The organism is Bacillus sp. FSL K6-0268, assembly GCF_038005425.1.
GTDB lineage: Bacteria > Bacillota > Bacilli > Bacillales > Bacillaceae_G > Bacillus_A > Bacillus_A thuringiensis_S.
In genome coordinates this window covers 332,347-350,699 of sequence record NZ_JBBOTF010000002.1, presented here as the reverse complement: position 1 = coordinate 350,699, position 18,353 = coordinate 332,347, and the positions used below count along the sequence as shown (strand labels likewise).

Below are 18,353 nucleotides of genomic sequence, written 5' to 3'. Positions count from 1 at the left end.
CAGTATGTTGTTTAAACTTTCTATTTCTAGTATGCGAAAGATGATGAAAGATTATATAGTGTTATTAATTGGACTAGTTATTTCCATTGCTATTTTTTATATGTTTCAAACCTTGGCGATGAATACAGAATTTACAAAGCAAAATAGTGTAATTAGTTCCATTGTTCTAATATTCCAGATTGGCTCTATTTTACTCATGTTTATTTCTTTTTTTTATATTTTTTATGCGAATTCCTTTTTACTTTCCCTGCGTCGTAAAGAATTGGGAATGTATTTAATATTAGGGGCAAAAAAAAATAAAATTAGTCGTCTATTATTTTTTGAAACAATAGGTATGGGCTTTTTAGCACTTATTTTGGGAAGCGTGTTAGGAGTTCTCCTTTCAAAATTAGTGAGTTTCTCATTAATGAAACAATTAGAAGTCTCTCTGAAGGGATATCAAGTTTTTTATTTGCCTGCCTGGGGTAAAACATGTTTCTTTTTTGGTATCTTATTTTTCTTTACCTCTATTATCAATGTATTTCGTCTATCTATGAAAACAGAGTTACAATTGATTTACATAGAACAAACGGTAGAGCGTATACAAACTAAGAGCCTTATAACCATGTTCCTAGCTATAGTGGGTGTAGGTGGACTTGGAATCGGTTATTATTTGGTTATAGTTCCTGGCATCAAAAAAGTTTCAGATATTCAACTGCCACTTTGTACTATTACGTTAGGAACATATCTACTATTTATTTCACTCTTACCTGTATTGATAAGTGTATTAAAAAAAACAAATTTAAATGGAAGATATATTAATGCCTTTACTTTTTCTCAATTACAATTTCGTGTGAATAGTCTAGCCAAAATATTAGGGACAGTTACAATATTAATTGGACTTGGGGTTGGTGCTATGGCTAGTAGTATGTCTTTGCAACAAAATGTAGAATTAAGAGCAAATAAAACTCAAGTATATGATATTACGATTTTGAATCCAGAAAACGCAGATTATGAAACATTGAAAAATATGAAAATAACAGAAAAAAATCAATATCGCTATAAAAGCAATAATCAAGCGATTTATTACTTAAAGGATGATCTTGTAGCCCATCCACCACTTGTATTTTTGAATTTTGAAGCGAGTCATCCGTATCGCATTACAAAAGGACTTCCAGCGGAAGCCTACAGTATGTTTAGTGATAACAAAATGTATAAGACATTACCTTCAGAGTGGAATCGAGCAATCGCATTTGAATTTAGAATAAATAGGCAAATGTTTGATCAGAAAGCAGTATATATCGTAGATCAAAAACAGTATACAGCCGTTTCTGGGCCAGAGCATATATTTTTACTAGCTAAAGTAGATGATTTTCTGAAATATAAAAAGGAATTGAAAGAATTAGATATTCGTCACCGAAAACAATTACCTAATCTTCAGAGAGAAGACGTCTTGTTAACAAAGTATGGTATGTATGAAGAGATGCTTGCTTTCTCAAAAGGAACTGTATTTATGGGATTCTTCTTAGGTATTGCATTTTTAGCGATGATGGCAAGTTGTTTGATGTTTAAAATTCTCTCGGGAGCTACAAGGGATATAGATCGTTATCGCATACTTCGCAAAATAGGCGTACGTAAAGAGTTACTTATAAAGTCTATATATAAAGAAATTGGAGTTCTCTTTATATTTCCCGCTATTCTTGGCGTGCTACATGTTTTAGTTGGAATGAAAGTTTTTGCAAATGTAGTTATGTTTACAGATCCCTATATTAATATTGGGGCACCAATTTTTATTTTCTTTATTATATATACGATATATTATCTGATTACTGTACAATTATATAAAAGACTTGTGTTTCCAAAGCAACTTTAAATTCCATAGAATATGAAAAACGAAAATGGACTAAAAAGTAGTATCGAACAGCAAAAATATAAGCCAAGTAAATATAGATAGAAGGGGGATGAAAACATGAAAAAATATCTAAATATATTTGTATGGTTAACTATTTTGATGGTTTTTACGGCAGGGTGTGAACAAGTATCTGGTTTATATGAAAAAGCGACAGCACAAGAATACTATGTCCAAATTCAAGGAAATGAAGACACGCGACAACATCCGACGACGAATGAATATAAATTGAACGCTTACAATGAGGCAGGGGAAAAAGTTAAAGTTATTTTTACTGTATCGGAAGAGATAAAGCCTTCTACGTTTCTTCGGATTCGTGTATTAAAATCAACAGATCCTGATGAAAATCATTTTGTTAAAGATTACAAAAAAGTAAAAGAAACAGATCTACCTGAGAAAGTAAGAGAGAAAATTAAAGACTAATATTATGCTGTGTGAATGAATTTATCAAAAAAGTAACCTGCTTTTACCATGTAGGTTACTTTTTGTGTTTCTGGATATATAAATATTAAACAAAAAAATTATGTTTTTTCTCTTTTTTCGTGTATTAAAACATTTTAATTCTATCTGTGCCCAGATAAATCTTTTACTGGAGAGCGCTATGGTGTTTTATTGCATATTAAAGTACCAAAAGGAACAACGGCAGCATATATATCTGATCTAAGTAAATATCCAGATCAAGTTGAACTGTTGATACAAAGAGGATATACGTATAAATACGATAAATTTACTATTATAAATGAAGATGGTATACAATCTCTTAAGGTTGACGTCTCTATAGTTCCACAATAGTAAAGAGCAGGAAACGCTTCAAGCTTAATAATAAATATACTCTATCATATATTGATGCAATTATAGGTATATGAATAACAGTCTCTGAACATAATATTATTTATTACTCTAAGTACAAAAAACGACACCTTCCTTATAATCTATAAGGAAGGTGTCGTTTTTTTGAAACGTGATAATATGTGAATTGACCCACGAACTTGGGATATGAATGCGTATTAGTTAGTGTCCAACCATTAACAAGTCTTTTGATGAATACACTAAAAAATCTACTCAAATCCTTTCAACGCAAATATTTTAATATAAAAATTATTTTATAAAAGTGAGTTATACAAGATAGCTATTATTTTTTGTATAAAGACTATTTTTCCCCTCTGCATAGGTTTTGTATGATTACTATAAAAATTACTTTTTCAAAAGGTAATTATATGTATATTCATTAATAAGTCATATTTATTACAATGTATATGTTCTAACGGCACTCTCTAATTAGAGAATTTCTGTTATATCGTAAGGAGTATTGAAAAACACGCGCAATTTCAGTATGTCTTTCAGAAGGGGGAATGGCTGAAGAGTAACTTAGGAATAAATCTACTGGCCCAGCAACAAGATTCGGTTCAGTTATGAAGTTTGTATTGGTGAGTCCCCTATTTTATTCAGAATCTGTGGACGATGTTGTGCCACGATATTCGCAAGCATGATAGAGTTGTCTACAAGAAAAAAATATCGAATGTATGGAAGTAGGGCAAGATGTCCCTGTAGAAAAGGACAGTTAATGATTTATTTGTGAAAGATTAATGTTTCATATGAGACATATGCGCAATGGAAAAATAGTAGTATGCTATGGGACAGTTTCTGCAACACTATTAGAATTTTCTATTTCTATGCTTTCTATACAAGAGCAAGCATAAGAGTGAACGAATTTTTTTGAAGATAGTGTTGGCAAGCTTGTTTTGGGGGATTCCAATCAAAATGGTCTCTACAAAACAACGTTAATTAGATAAATTTGGGAGGAATCATTTTATGAAATTAAACAAAATAATGTATGGAACATTATTATCTACCGCACTATTAAGTAGTCAATATGTGATAACTACGCCAACTTACGCTGCTGAAAATACAGGATTAGTTTGGGAAGATAAAAACCAAAATGGAAAAATAGATGAAGGAGAACCTGGAATAAGTAATGTTAAAATGGATTTATTTAACATTTATGGAGTTTTAATTAAAAATGCTACAACAGATTCGCAAGGTAATTATTCATTTGGTGCTATTCCAGATGGTCTATACTATGCTAAACTTAACGTACCACAGAATTATATTTTTTATGGTACAGACCCTTATTTTGGATCGGACAGTTTAACAAATTACATAGTAGTAACTCAAAATGACTTAAAAAATTTAAATGCTGGTTTGGTGAAAAATGAAGCACCACCTCAAATAGAACATGGTTTATTAGGCGAATACTATACAGGAGTATTTTTTAATAATAAAGTAATGGAACGTGTAGATAAAGACATTACCATAAGTTATTTACCCGACTCATTAGGAAAAGTCCCAGAAAATTTTTCAATTCGTTGGACTGGGAAAGTTAAAGCGCCTCAAACGGGGGAATATAAAATTATTACGAATTCAGACGATGGTGTACGTGTCTATATTAATGATGAGGCTGTAATTGATGATTACAATATAATGGGGAAAACAAAACATACTAGTCCATCTATTTATTTAAAAAAAGATGAATTGTACAATATTAAAATAGAGTATTTCAATGGTCCTGGTGCAAGTATAATGGAATTATTATGGTCTATTAATAGCGGATCTGAACAAAAAATTTCAAGTGAATCTTTATATTCTCATTAATTTGAAAATATAAAGATTCTAGTGAAAAATATATTTGTATAAGAGATAGAATCCATTGCTATCAAGCCACTCACGTACAACGTCAATTATAGTTAGCAAGTGTTTTTTCTAAAGGTTATGGTTAAGGAATTGAAAGGTTTTTGCATATGAAATAAACGCTAACGGGTTTTATTTTTTGAATTAAGCCGCCTGATTATCCAGCATCGTACAATTGTAAACGATACCTAATATATCAAAGACTGTTTTCTTCTCATATTGATGAGATTTTCTCTAGTTTGGCTGTAAGAAGTTGAATAGGAGAATTAGAATCTTTGATAGCTCTTGGGTGTCTTTCTTACGATTAGTCAAATGTTTTTTAGAACTAGAATTGATTAAATGCTAGAGGTTTTAGGCAAATTAGAATGCAAACCCAATCCCAATCCCCCTAATATGTGTCTGTTTTTTTACTAGGGGGAAGATAGGGTATAATGGATGAAACTATGGTTTCAGGCGGTTAACAAATAATCATAGTACAGTATTATGATTATTTGTATCTAAATCCCTGTGTTTCAAGCTGTTTGGCCGTTTCACTAACACCGATTTCCCACAATTTGCCCACGTGATTTCAAAAATTCATCGTATTGATTTACTGAGGTTTCTTCCATAGATTTTGTTACATGTAGATAAACATCTGCTGTCATGTTAATAGTGGAATGTCCTAGACGTTCAGAAACATATTTATGTTCGCTCCACTTTGTAGCAGATGCACAGCATGTGTATGCCTGAATCCATGTAATGTTATATATTCGAATCCGCCTTTTTTTACATGCTTCTTTTAAAAATACTAACGTTGAAGCTCGTAATATGTAAGAGTTATCTTCATTGGTAAATACAAAATTATAATTCTGATAATATTTACCGTTTATTAAGATGTTTTTAGCTTGCTCTATTTTCACTTGATTTAAAAGCGATAATGTAGAATCATCTAGAGTAAGTATTCTGATACTACTTTTATTTTTAGGGGGGCCGAATTTTATAAGGTCATTTCTTTGAGTAGTTATTAATGTTTTGTTGATATAGATTTGTTTTTAGTAAATTCTATATCATCCCATTATAAAGCCAAACACTCTCCAATTCGTAAGCCAGTCCGCGATAAAAACATAAACAGGGAATAGTATTTAAAAGTAGTTTGTTTATTCAAAACATAGTCTAAGAATGACCTTAATTCATCTATGTCAAAACATTTAATTTCTGATCGTTTGTTGGATTTTTCGTGAGAGTTTCAAGTTCATTAACTGCTATTTCTAATGCATTGTAGCGTTAATCAGTGATACAGTTTGTTTACTACGTGTTTTTAGAAGAGAATTTATGAATTTTTGATATTTCACACGAGTTAAATCTTTTAATTTTAGGTTACCAAATGTAGGTAATATGAACAATCGAATGTTTTTTCTTTAAATTGTATATGTTCGTTCAGAAATAGTTCCTTTTTTATAAGTATCTAACCATGCATACATATAATCATTAGATGTTATATTATGGTTATTTATGTCAACTCCGTTAGCAAATTTCTCTTCTATTTTAGCGGCAGCTAATTGGGCTTCTTTTTTTGTTTTAAAACCACCTTTGGATGTTTCTTTGTATTTCCCCATTTCTTTATATCTAATCTGATATTCCCGTTTATCGTTACGTTTTCTAAAACTAGCCAATTTCATCTCTCCATTCTATTTTGAGATAGAATAAACATTCGTTTGCTCCGCTCCCATTGTTTTTTGGTATTTGAGTAGTAATAAATCTTTTGGTATGCCGGTATAACTGGAAATTTCGTCTAAGGTTTGAAAATCTTTTGTATACGCATACCAATCTTCATCTGGCATTAACAGTTCAATAGCAAATAAATTCGCTTGTCTTTCTAATTTATCAACAGTTAGAAAGGTATTAACACGTAAAAAAGGGGTATTGATATGCTTATGTATTTTACAATGCCCTAATTCATGTGAACAAGTTGCGGTTTGATCATTTGTGTCTAATTTTTTGTTAATGCAAATATATTGGTTTTTTCTATCGTATTTATAAAACCCCATGATGTGAGGATGTAGGTTGTTATAAAACACGTGTATCTTTGACATTCCCACGGCTAAAGCCGCTATTGATGAAAATGCTAATGACGAAGATGCAGTTCCGTTAGAAGAAGCATATAGGTTATTACGCCAGGCAGCCAAGGATATGTTTGCTATTCAAAAGGTTGATCAGCCTAAAGCAACGTATACCGTTACAGTGATCCATGAAGAAGATGGGATTTCGATTAAAGCGAAGGTAATTGCGTATAAGTATGATCAGGTCAAAAAAGAATAACTGGACATAACGATTGGGAATTTCAAAGAATCTTTTACGGACGTTTCCGGTAGCGTTGACTTGATGCAAAAAGAATTATCCGCTATGCCAAGTTCGATTTTAGATGCAGCAAAAGCGAATGCGACAAGTCTTATCAAGTCTGGTTTTGGAGGACATGTTCGTTTGTATCCTGACCGTCTTTTCATCATGGATACAAGGGATGAAAAGACGGCCAAAAAGGTTTGGCAATGGAACCTAAATGGACTAGGTTACTCCTCTACAGGTGTGAATGGACCATATGGAACTGCTATTACAAGTGACGGAAGAATTGTTGCTGATTTTATTACTGCAGGCACGTTAAGTGGGAATGTTGTTCGAGGGGGAGAAATAACAGGTTCAACATTACGAACTTCAGATAGTGTCAACTATGTAAATATTTCAAAGCAATTTATCCGTTTGTATGAATCATCGAAAACAAGGGTGTTTGTCGGGTACTACAAAAATAGTAGAAATGAGATACAGCCTACTCTTATTTTAGGCGGAGATTCAGATTCCACAGGTGCAAATGGTGCTATTATGGTATACCAATTCTCAGACACAAGTGTTAAATCTGGTGGAATAGGAATGACTAAAGGACTCGATGGCAATGGATACTTGAATGCAGCTTCTTTATACTTTTCTCAAACTGGGAATGCAATGCTTGATGCTGATAAAATGATCGTCCTAAATGCTCAAAGTGATATGAGGTTTAAAGTCAAAGATCAGTTCCGCTTTTATCGTAATGACAATTGGATTGCGAGTATTGGGGTTTCATCTGGAGGAGATACAGATATCATACTTCCAAATGCGATGATACGAAAATGGCTATATTCAAATAAAGACAGCTCTTGGATCATATTATCAAGGAGTAATTGCTTCAGACTTTAAAATTTCTTCTAAAGAAACATATAAAACCAATATCCGTCCTATTGCATTCAGCGCACTTGAAAAGGTAATGGGATAGGAAATGAAACAGTACAATTTGAAAAACGATATCCCAAAACTGTATGAGATGCGTATGGATCGTAAAGAAGGAGAGCCAACGATTACTACAGAGGCAATTCCTACATATTATGGTTTCGTTATTCCAAAAGAAGTAGAGGAAAATGGCGTAGGCTTATACGGAATGCTTTCACAATTGACGAGTGCATTTCAAGAGCATGTGATAAAAACGGATGATAGATTTAGCAGATCCTGTGTTTACCAAAACAATTCGTTCTCGGCAGAATGACAAGAATGGATTGAGGCTTACTGTGTATGTAAGAGAAAAAGAGCAGAATGTGGATTTAACAGGATATGTGGTTAAATATGAAGCGACCAATCATACAGGAGTATGTATTCGAGATGACGCTCAAGTAGTTGATGCAAAGAATGGTGTGTTCGTCTATATATTGTCCTCGCAAGCTGTTTCTACATCGGATGATGGGACGGCTTATTTTGTGATGGAAAAAAATACAGAGCGAATGAGCACACCAGACATTCGGATCCTATTGAGAAGAGATGTAAAAGAAGGAAATATTAAAGTAGAAAACTACATTTCTGAGTTTGAATGAGTTGGGTAGGCATATTAGAAGATATAGAATTATTTTCTTCTGCCAATGATAATGTTGGAAGTGAAGTTGTTAATAAGCCTAGAGCCATAGCTGAAATAGCTATTTTTCTGTTTGTCGTATTCATTTTAAATTCCCCTTATTCATTGTTGTTATTTTATTTATGTAGATAGATAAATAATTAAATAAAATAGAAATTGAAATCACATCATAGAAATCTTAGATGTTACCTTCATAAAACTTCCTTGTCAAAATACTTTTTATGGTATATCTTATTTGCAAGAATGTGGTATTTTAAAATATATCTTTACATATATATCGGGATATCAATTAACTGATATCAGTAATTCTTAAAGCATACATAAGATATTTTTATAGTAATTTATTTTTCGGGGGTGAGTGTATGAACAAAATATTGGGTATAATGGCTTTGATTTGTTTGCTTATAGCAACATGTTCTTTTCAATTATATGTGTCAGGAATTGACCTCAAATTGAATTCGCATATTTTATTAGGAATTATGGGTTTAACATTATGTTGTACGGCGATATTTACAATACTTAACAGAGAAAAATTCTTAAAAAAACACTTCTTACAAGTTCAATACTCCTTATACTTCTTATTTGTTATCATGTTGGGTTACATGCAAAATAAGAGGTAACAAATGAAGCCTATGTGTATATGAGGTAAACAAAAGCAGAGCATTTCCCTGGCGAGTGAGGAATGCTCTGTTTTTGACATTATAAAGATATACTATCTCCCATTTTGGGTTTGCCATAGTATTATATGTAACAGTAGAAATGAATATGAATGATAAAAATAAAAAAATAGCGCATTCTTGACTGGAGTACGCTGTTTTGTGATAGAACCATCTATAGTGAAGCGATGTGGAATCACTTGTAGTATATGCGACCAAATTTTAGGTATAACTGTAAATGTCAAGATAAACATGTACATTTTCGTTACTAAAATGATCTATGATTCGGTATGAATGCCCTACAATACTAACGACGGTGGCGTGATGTAATATACGATCCAAAATAGCGTTAGCGAGCTTAGGGTCTTGAAAAACTTCATCCCATGATTTGAAATTAATAGTAACTACTCAGCTTCCTCACGGAGGCTTTTTTCATTTACTAGTCTGATATGTACTTTTTGTGTGAATACTAGATATATCAGACAAGGAGGTGGTATTTATGTTGAAAAAACAAGAAATTCTAGCTGTCTATCAAAAGGGACCTCAAGCTATTTACGATTTTGTTCATCAATTAGAAAGTCAAATACAGAATTTAAAAGAGCGTATAGAAGAATTAGAAAATCGTTCAAAAAAAAACTCTACAAATAGTCATAAACCACCCTCTACAGATGGTTTTCGTAAGCCTATTACAAAAAGTTTGCGAAAATCATCCCAGCGTCAAACCGGTGGCCAGTTGGGCCACAAAGGACATACACTTCATTTGACAACGACTCCTGACAATATGATTACCTATTCTCCTACGCATTGTATTTGTTGTCACACGTCCTTAAAACATGAACCTGTAAAAGGATACCGCATTCGCCAAGTGTATGATTTACCACCTATCCTGATAGAAGTCACAGAACATAAAGTGGAACAAAAAGAGTGCCCACATTGCCATTCTATCCAAGAATCCCAGTTTCCCTCTACTGTCTCTCGTCCTGTTCAATATGGTCCAAATATAAAAACACTGATTCCTTATTTAACACATTATCAATGCCTTTCTTTGAAACGAACAAAAGAATTCTTTCAAGATTGTTTTGGACATTCGATAAGCGAAGGGACGTTAGTCAATCATACCCATGCTTTTTCTGCTCAATTGCGGCCGTTTCTCGAAGAAGTAAAAGAACAGATTCTGCAGTCTTCTGTTGTCCATTTTGATGAAACCGGTATGCGAGTAGAAAATAAAACACAATGGTTACATACTGCGAGTACACCGGAGGTGACATTTCAACATATTCATGAAAAACGCGGAAAAGAAGCGATGGATGCAGGTGAAATCTTGCCTTCTTTTTCTGGAATTGCTATGCATGATGGGTGGAAACCGTATGATGTGTATACAGATTGTCGTCATGTTTTATGTAATGCCCATCTCTTGCGAGATTTGCAAGGGATTATAGATAGTACCGGAGAAACATGGGCACAACAAATGAAAGAATTCCTTACACAAGCTTTGACAATAAAAAAGCAATACAAGGGAAATATTCCAGAAATAGAGAAAAAGAATCTGTTTGCCGCATACCAGGCCATATTGAAAGGCAAACAGGTGCCTTCTGCAGAACAAAAAAAGAAAAGAAAACAGACGCCTTCTCAAAATTTATGGAATCGCTTTGCTAAGTATGCGGACAGAATTCTAGCGTTCTTAGAAAGTCCAGATATTCCATTTGATAACAATCAAGCGGAGCGAGATATTCGGATGACGAAAGTCAAACAAAAAGTGTCTGGGACGTTTCGAAGTAAGGAAGGTGCAGAATCATTTTGCCACATACGTAGTTTTATGAGCACCATGAAAAAACAAAATCAATCAGTATTACAAGCGATAAGTCAGGTGTTAAAAACCGGAACGGTTCCTTGGAATACCACTCTTTCGTAAGAGAATGTTTCTATTTCATATAGATTCTTTCTCTTATCGGAGTGTGTTCTTTTTCATGTTTTCGAACAGGAAACATGTATTTGGCATGCTTTTTTGTTTAACTAAGCTGAGTAGTTACAATTAATATTAGTAGTTAAAATCGTACTCCGCTTTTCATAACGCATATCTATTAATTGGAAGAATAGTTTTGCATCCTCCGGATCAATAGGTAAATAGCCAATTTCATCAATGATAAGTAGTTTATATTTTGTATAATGCTTTAGACGAGTTTCTAAACGGTTCTCAATTTTTGCACGTTTAAGATTTTGGAGTAAATCATGACACTTAATAAAATAAGTACTTGTTCGTTTTTTAGCTGCTGCGATACCAATAGAGGTTGCTAAATGAGTCTTTCCAACACCACTAGGACCTAAAAATACAATATTTTCGTGTTTCTCTAAAAAACGTAGAGAAATGAAATCTAAAATTTGTTGTCGATTAACACTTGGTTGAAAATCGAAATCAAATTCATCTATCTCTTTGCGGTGAGGAAATGCACCCACTTTCACCATAGAATGGATCATATTTTGTTCGCGTATATCAATTTCATAATTCGTTAGCTTAACGAGTGTTTCTATGAATGATAATTGATTATTGATGCTAAAATCGACAACTTCCCCTAAGTGTTGTACCATTTGCTTTAACTTTAAATACTCTAGATTTTGTGTTAATTGTTGATAGCTATTCTTCATTACTATACACCTCACCAATAACTGATAAATTTTGTTTGGCTAGATTATCAATATTTGGATATTGTGGAATTGCCTTGGCCAACATCTGTTTATAATGATCCTCTTTATAATTTAATTTCAATTGACTGATTTTGTGTTGTACGACTAGCTGCATGTTATAATAAACGAATAATTGATCATCATATACTTGTAGACCAACGGTCTTACCTTGATACTCAGCTGGCACTGAGTATTGATTTGACTTGTAAGAAATCATATTTGATGCATTAACTTTTACAAGTGTGTGTTTGATTCTATAAGAATCTCTTATTGTGCTCTGTGGGAGTGGTTGTAAGAGATTCTTTTCTTGTTTTAGGGCAAACATGGGAATTTTATTAGTACCTTGATGAAATGTTTGATTAATTCTTATGCATAGTTTTTGCACAAATTGATGGAGCTCTTCAAAGGTAAATTTCCCCTGATAAGCATGAATCTCATCTAAAAGTTTCATGGGTGCTTCTACTTTTCCTTTTGTATTCGGTCGCCCGGCGATGCAAGGTTGAACTTTGAATCCAAAATCTTGCGCAAATTGAGCAAATTTATTATTAATGGTTCCTTTGGAATACTCGGTCCGAGCCTCATCCATTACGGTTTTCATATTATCAGTGACAATTACCTTCGGTACACCACCAAATGCTTCAAATGCCTCTGTCATAAATGCCATTAAAACATTTTGTGACTTCGAGATACTCAAGTGAAAAGCTCTAAACCGTGAATAAGATAATAAGAGTACAGCTATATTCACGTATACGATTTCACCATCTGTTGTTTCAAACTGTATATTTTCTTTCCAATCTAACTGTGCCTGTTCTCCAGGATTTGTTTCATAGCGAACACCTGGTGAATAACTTGAAATGATGCGTTTTCCTTCATCAAAGTATTGTTTAAATTCTAGTTTTTTATTGATATAAGCACGAAAATTAGATTGTGAACACTGTAAACCGTGATTATCCGTTAAATATTGCCATAATACTCGTTTGTAATAAAATGTTTGCTTAGAGTCACTCGATAAAAGAGCCACAATTACTTCATAATATGTATCGATCTTTGATGTTTTATTTTTTGTTTCTTTTGGTGTGAAACCATTTAAGTATTTATCAATTGTTCTCCGATCAACGTTTAATTCTCTTGCTAATTGGCTTTTATTTATTTTCATCTTTAAATTCTCCATTAATATTTTAAAATTTGGTAAGTCTGTAAGACTTTTAATCTCAAATTCTGTTTGAACATCTAACATAATGTACATACCAACCACCTCATGGCCAGTATGGCGAATCCTGTTGATTTTGTACATCTTTATTCAAGCGTTAATGTGCATATTTAAGTTAGCATTTATAATAACACTTCATTACAAATAAGAATGAGTGTAAATGCCTGCTTATATTTTGGTTTCAATCACCATAAAGGTAAAACAGGAGGAAACAAGTCTTTAGAACAGGAAGAAGCAAGCCAGGTGAGTGGTCTGGCTTGCTGTTTTTTGATGGACGTGTTTTTTGTAAGGCATATCACAAAGCAGGAGTACTTTATGATATGTAAGATAGAAGCAACATATGTTAGTATATAAAAAGTTTTCCACAGTGGCCGCTATCGCTGTCAGGAAATCTTGTAAGATAGGAAACTAGGGGCGATAGATGGACCGGAAAAGAAGAGATTCTCTTTACAGGAAATGATGTGAAAATCATGGCGTAGTGGAGAAAACATGTGGCAATTTTTATTGTATGACAAGAAATAGGACGGGTGGAAAACACAGGTGTGGCAACGGGTGGGCGATGTAGAAGCATGTGCGAGTTGGGTCTGTTTTTGGGATGGATGTGCTGAAAATGGGAGATGAGGAGACTATGAGTTTGGGGTGTTTAGAAAACTAGGAAAGTGGTCATGCGTTTTGTTAGGCTTATGTATCATTTGTAATTGGTAAGGTTAGAGGTGCAGTTCCCGATAGGGTGTACCCAAATAGGAAGAACCCAAACTGGATTTAATCACCAGTTATTAGAAAAATATAACAGATACAGGAACCCTTCTTGTTCGTTGCTCCCGCAACTCGTCCTATAAAGAAATGTCTATCCCCTTCCAGAAACAGTAAAATCTCTTTGTTTCGTTGCGTACTGTATTCTATACAACACCCAAGCACTTCGTGCATACTTTTTTGCTTATTTCACCAAAAAAATGTGGTAACACACAGAAAAGATAAGAAAAACACCCAAACATATGGTAAAGAAAACCAATCATTCGTATGCTTGGTAGATGAAAAAGGTTTCACTATAAATTATTATATAAATATATTATAAAATAACAATTAAATGTATGTTTCTCACTTGTTCATTTCACGAGACGTACCCCTTGATACAGGAATGATCACCATTTGTATCATTCCCATTTGGGTACGCTCTATTGGGAATCTTTTCGTAGAAATCCTTGTGTGTATTGGATTCTTTTTTGTTCGTTTGTTTCTATTTTGTAAAAAAAGGAGGTTGGATCATGACGAAAAAGGTGATTGTGAAACAAATTGTGACAGATTTGGAATTGTTGGGGGTTATTCAGAAGTTTGGATGGACTACGACAGGACAACTCGTTGCCTATTTGGGATCGTATAGTAGGCGCAGTATTCTGCGTAAGCTCGAGCACCTGCGTCCGTATCTTCACAGTATTGTCGAACCGTCTCGTCATATTTTTGGAATCAATAGTAAAGGCGGGTCGTTACTTGGCACACCTCATGTTACGATGCTCAGTGATTTGCATGACATCTACGATGTCCTCTACCGCAATGACATTTGGGAATGGTGCGGGTATCCCGAGTGGCGGTGGCACGAGGGATTATTACCTGCTGGTAAACGGGAACCGCTTGTGCCGGCAGCCTATTGGTATAATCGGCAGCGTCTACATGTCGTGGAAATCGATACGGGGGAGAATTTGTATACAACGCTTGGCAACCTGCGCCGCTATGAGGGGCTGGTTAAACAGGCGGAAAAACGAGGAACGCCCGTTCCGCAGATGTATTATTTCACACCTGACCGCCAGCGCCTAGCGTGGCTCGAGGAAGCACTGGGCGGGCATAAGCCGTGGCTGCAGTGTGTGCACGCACTTAAAAAAGGAGGACGTGTATGATGAATAACTTACGAGTTTCTCATCAGATGTATGGTACGTTACAACAAGGAGGAGTATCTATATGAGTAAGGACGAAAATGTATTTGATAATCTCATCGCCCCCCAGCTAGTACCTACGGTTCCTATTACCCCAGCGCAAGAAGCAGCACTTTTAGCCTTAATCCAACAATTACAAATTGCTATTAATACGTATTTGAATAATCCTGATCAAATCAATAATACAGCTTTACAGAATAGTCTAATGAATTTATATAATTTTTTACTCAACGAATTTCCTACTGTAACAGGAAGAAACGCTACACGGAATAGTTTATTTCTTCTCTTATTTGTTAACAATCGTTTACCCTCAGCTACTGCAGCACAAGTTGGTCAGATCGCGACGATGCTACAATCACTGTATACTACTTTATCAATTTTAATAGCAGAATTTATTATGAATAATGTTACGCGTAATCAAATTCTCACTATTTTATCAACTTTAGTGACAAGAACAGCCGCTGTTCCTGACGGTGGTGCTGGAGCAACTGGGCCGACGGGACCGGCAGGGCCCCAGGGAGCGACAGGGGCCACTGGACCAAGCACAGGTGTAACAGGACCAACGGGACCGACAGGTACACCTGGGGCACAGGGGGCTCCTGGGGCACAAGGGCCACAAGGAACCCAAGGGCCAGCAGGACCTGAAGGACCTGAGGGCGAGCAAGGGGTGCAAGGGGTGCAAGGGTTACAAGGACCGCAAGGGCCACAAGGGATTCAGGGTGTGGAAGGTGACAATGGTGCAACAGGAGCGACAGGACCAGCAGGGGCAACTGGTGCAACAGGAGCTACGGGTGCCCGCGGACCGACGGGACCTGGTACGCCTTCTCTTTCACAAATTGGAAATATTTATGTTTCTAATTATGGATCTGCTAACGCATCCGTTATTAACAGTGATTTAGATGCAGTTATCGCCACGATTCAAACAGGAAATAACCCACGTTATCTAGATTCAAATCCTAGTCTCGATCGTATTTATGTCGCGAATCAATCGGCCAACAATGTATCCGTTATAAGCGGCTCTTTCAATGTCGTCATTACTACGATTACCGTTGGTATTACAAATCCCCGTTACGTCTTAGTGGATCAAATTACGAATCAAGTTTACGTTGCTAACGGCAATGCTACCGTTTCCGTTATCGATGCGGCAACGAACATTGTAATTGCGACCATCCCTGTGGGCCAAAATCCGTTAGGAATGGATCTAAACGCAGTTACGAAGCGTTTATATGTATCAGGTTTTGACGCCAATGCCGTAACTATCATTGATACTGATGAGCATCTTGTTATCGGGACGATTATTGTTGGTACTAAGCCAGAAGGTGTGACGATCGATTCTGAACACAATCAATTATATGTGGCCAATGGTGGTAACAATAATGTTTCTGTCATCGATACGATAACGAACACTTCGATTACTACGATTCCTGTAGGTTCACAGCCAGTAAACATGGGGTTAGATCCTGTTCACAATAAGTTATATGTATCAAATAATACTGGTAATAGTGTATCAGTAATTAGTACGGAATCTAATACTGTGATTGGCACGATCCCCATTACCTCTCAACCTCGTGGAATAGCTGTAAATGTAGACTTAAATCGAGCGTATATTGCCAGGTTTGGCGCTGCTTCGATTAATGTCATTAATACAGTTACAGATACAATCATCGCAACGATCCCTGTAGGTACACAGCCTTTAGGCGTCTCTATTTCCCAATAATTCAGTTAGCAAGAAGTATTTCAGTAATCTGTTGCATACATGAAGACAGAGACTATCCGTGTGATTGCAACGGATACAATGGAGAAAACCCCACTACAATTTACCGTTCAACGGCACAAATGTAGTGGGGTTTTTCCGTTTCATTTCATGTTTTCTTTTACAAACATACAAAACCCCAGTAGAAAACATGGTAAACGAGTGTGAAAAGTATACAATTTGCATGTGAATAATAGAATGTTAAAACAATAGCCGGAATTTATACTTGTTCAATTGTAAGTAAAAATTCTAAGACGATATTATTTTTCCTCGTATCAAAAATCTCATGTCCTAGCATACGCTGTATGCAATAATAGGTATGACCAAGTGAATGAAAGATAACGAATTACTTTTTTTTCATTTGTTTTTTTAGATGCTGAATCTTTTGTTGTACTTCGGTATCGTCTGGAAGGAATGTTAAGGATTTTTGATAATACTTCAGTGCTTGTCGATTTTCTTTCTTCATTTCATAGCAAACCCCCAATTGCTTATGGGGTAACCACGTATAAAACGGCTTTTTATCCACGGTCCAAGAATACGAAACGGGTAGCTGTGTCGCCTGTTTGTACCAAAAAATGGCTCCCTCCACTTTCCCTTGACGTAAAAAATGTTCGCCCAGTCGACAACAAAATACAGGTTGCGGCATATCATAGGATAAAGATTGGAGTGTGATTTGATGCTCTTGCTCTATATTCTGTAAGAAATAGTAGCATGAGGCAAGCTCATTAAAAATAAAGAGCCGCATCTCATCTGATACATCCGGAGAATCTAAAAATTTGTGAAATACATCCACTGCTTCTTCATATCTATGATTGGAAATTAATTCTCTTCCATAATGAAATAAATCATGTGACGTTAGTGTACCGCCCCGTGCTATATATTTTTCATAAATGGTTACATTTCGAACGGAACGTTGCGGATTTTCTTTTTGATGTGTCACAACAATATTACTTTGATAGGTTTGATCTTGTTCGGTCACTGGAATATGTTCATGGACAACCCCTATCCAACGATACTGCCGCTCTCGTTTCAGAAGACGAAAACGAAAGGCACTACTAATTACGTTCCCTTGTTTATCAAAATGAGCATGATATTTCATAGATACGGCATCAATTTGGGGCTGTAAAGAATGTTTTAACTTTTGTAATGCGGTCTTATCCTGTCTTAGTAAAACATCGTCTGCATCTAGCCATAAAATGTAGTCTTTCGTCGCATGTCGAAAAGATTCATTACGCGCAGCTGAAAAATCATCTATCCATTTAAAATCATACACATGGGGCGTCCATTTTTTTGCAATTTCCTTTGTACAATCTGTTGATCCAGTATCTACAATAATAATTTCATCTGGAATGTCTTTTATGGACTGTAAACATCGTTCTAATACTTTTTCTTCATTCTTTACAATCATGCATAAACTAATTGTAACCAAATCATTCACCCTTTTCTCAAATCAAATCGTTTTAGTTATGTCTACTATATGTGAAAAGGAATCGTTTAGAAGTGATTTTTACACATTTGTACAAATGGGCAACCTGTTTGCTAAGTATATCTGACTAGATTGTTTACAGCGTTTAGAGGATATTGTAAAACGTATAAAGATTCAAGGTTGCATGTATAAAAATCTCGTTTTTCTGCAAGAAG

Annotated in this window: 13 protein-coding genes and 5 pseudogenes; 9 read left to right on the top strand and 9 right to left on the bottom strand. The window is 35.0% G+C overall.

Annotated elements, in window-relative coordinates; genetic code table 11:
- Positions 1-4 precede the first annotated feature (4 nt).
- The 4 genes from MHI28_RS32570 (at position 5) to MHI28_RS32555 (ending at position 4,540) form a co-directional block, all read left to right on the top strand.
- Complete coding sequence (locus MHI28_RS32570) at positions 5-1,852, top strand: ABC transporter permease (RefSeq protein ID WP_340828659.1); 1,848 nt, start codon at positions 5-7, stop codon at positions 1,850-1,852.
- Positions 1,853-1,948: 96 nt separating this feature from the next.
- Positions 1,949-2,311 carry a YxeA family protein gene (locus MHI28_RS32565; protein WP_340828658.1) on the top strand — a complete coding sequence of 121 codons (363 nt, stop codon included), beginning with the start codon at positions 1,949-1,951 and terminating at the stop codon, positions 2,309-2,311.
- 144 nt (positions 2,312-2,455) lie between these two features.
- On the top strand, positions 2,456-2,680 hold the full coding sequence (locus MHI28_RS32560; RefSeq protein WP_340828809.1) for an ADP-ribosyltransferase: 225 nt from the start codon (positions 2,456-2,458) through the stop codon (positions 2,678-2,680).
- Positions 2,681-3,700: 1,020 nt separating this feature from the next.
- A complete protein-coding gene (locus MHI28_RS32555) occupies positions 3,701-4,540 on the top strand; it encodes a PA14 domain-containing protein (RefSeq protein ID WP_340828657.1) in 840 nt (279 codons plus the stop codon).
- A gap of 180 nt (positions 4,541-4,720) precedes the next feature.
- Here the strand turns inward: MHI28_RS32555 and MHI28_RS32550 are convergent.
- The 4 genes and pseudogenes from MHI28_RS32550 to MHI28_RS32535 all read right to left on the bottom strand — a co-directional run.
- Positions 4,721-4,876: pseudogene (locus tag MHI28_RS32550) on the bottom strand (IS4 family transposase); the annotation flags it as partial.
- 947 nt (positions 4,877-5,823) lie between these two features.
- The gene (locus MHI28_RS32545) at positions 5,824-5,958 is read right to left on the bottom strand and encodes a hypothetical protein (RefSeq protein WP_340828655.1); all 135 of its coding nucleotides are present in this window, start codon (positions 5,956-5,958) and stop codon (positions 5,824-5,826) included.
- Positions 5,959-5,973: 15 nt separating this feature from the next.
- The gene (locus tag MHI28_RS32540; RefSeq protein ID WP_340828653.1) at positions 5,974-6,228 is read right to left on the bottom strand and encodes an Arm DNA-binding domain-containing protein; all 255 of its coding nucleotides are present in this window, start codon (positions 6,226-6,228) and stop codon (positions 5,974-5,976) included.
- 15 nt (positions 6,229-6,243) lie between these two features.
- Positions 6,244-6,741, bottom strand: coding sequence for an ImmA/IrrE family metallo-endopeptidase (locus MHI28_RS32535; protein ID WP_340828651.1), 498 nt, complete (start codon positions 6,739-6,741; stop codon positions 6,244-6,246).
- On the opposite strand from MHI28_RS32535, the pseudogene MHI28_RS32530 reads away from it, so the two are divergent.
- Together MHI28_RS32530 and MHI28_RS32525 are read left to right on the top strand one after the other, a co-directional pair.
- Positions 6,659-8,123, top strand: a pseudogene (locus MHI28_RS32530) (phage tail spike protein); the annotation flags it as partial. The gene MHI28_RS32535 and the pseudogene MHI28_RS32530 overlap by 83 nt on opposite strands.
- Positions 8,068-8,442, top strand: a pseudogene (locus MHI28_RS32525) (BppU family phage baseplate upper protein); the annotation flags it as partial. The pseudogenes MHI28_RS32530 and MHI28_RS32525, both read left to right, overlap by 56 nt.
- Here MHI28_RS32525 and MHI28_RS32520 read toward each other — a convergent pair.
- Positions 8,411-8,569: a hypothetical protein gene (locus MHI28_RS32520; protein ID WP_340828649.1), complete on the bottom strand. Its 159-nt coding sequence runs from the start codon at positions 8,567-8,569 to the stop codon at positions 8,411-8,413. The pseudogene MHI28_RS32525 and the gene MHI28_RS32520 overlap by 32 nt on opposite strands.
- Before the next feature lie 792 nt (positions 8,570-9,361).
- A pseudogene (locus MHI28_RS32515) lies at positions 9,362-9,538 on the bottom strand (ATP-binding protein); the annotation flags it as partial.
- Between the two features lie 100 nt (positions 9,539-9,638).
- Between MHI28_RS32515 and tnpC the strand changes: the two are divergent.
- Positions 9,639-11,051, top strand: a complete 1,413-nt coding sequence (gene tnpC / locus MHI28_RS32510; protein WP_197233369.1) for an IS66 family transposase — start codon at positions 9,639-9,641, stop codon at positions 11,049-11,051.
- A gap of 119 nt (positions 11,052-11,170) precedes the next feature.
- Here the strand turns inward: tnpC and istB are convergent.
- Positions 11,171-11,782: pseudogene (gene istB / locus MHI28_RS32505) on the bottom strand (IS21-like element helper ATPase IstB); the annotation flags it as partial.
- Positions 11,772-13,067, bottom strand: a complete 1,296-nt coding sequence (gene istA, locus MHI28_RS32500) for an IS21 family transposase (protein WP_340828648.1) — start codon at positions 13,065-13,067, stop codon at positions 11,772-11,774. The gene istA and the pseudogene istB, both read right to left, overlap by 11 nt.
- Positions 13,068-14,296: 1,229 nt before the next feature.
- Here istA and MHI28_RS32495 point away from each other — a divergent pair.
- Together MHI28_RS32495 and MHI28_RS32490 are read left to right on the top strand one after the other, a co-directional pair.
- A complete protein-coding gene (locus MHI28_RS32495; RefSeq protein WP_340828647.1) occupies positions 14,297-14,923 on the top strand; it encodes a hypothetical protein in 627 nt (208 codons plus the stop codon).
- 61 nt (positions 14,924-14,984) lie between these two features.
- Complete coding sequence (locus MHI28_RS32490; protein WP_340828645.1) at positions 14,985-16,676, top strand: collagen-like repeat preface domain-containing protein; 1,692 nt, start codon at positions 14,985-14,987, stop codon at positions 16,674-16,676.
- Positions 16,677-17,058: 382 nt separating this feature from the next.
- On the opposite strand, the gene MHI28_RS32485 is transcribed toward MHI28_RS32490, so the two are convergent.
- A complete protein-coding gene (locus tag MHI28_RS32485; RefSeq protein WP_340828641.1) occupies positions 17,059-18,141 on the bottom strand; it encodes a glycosyltransferase in 1,083 nt (360 codons plus the stop codon).
- Between the last annotated feature and the right edge of the window lie 212 nt (positions 18,142-18,353).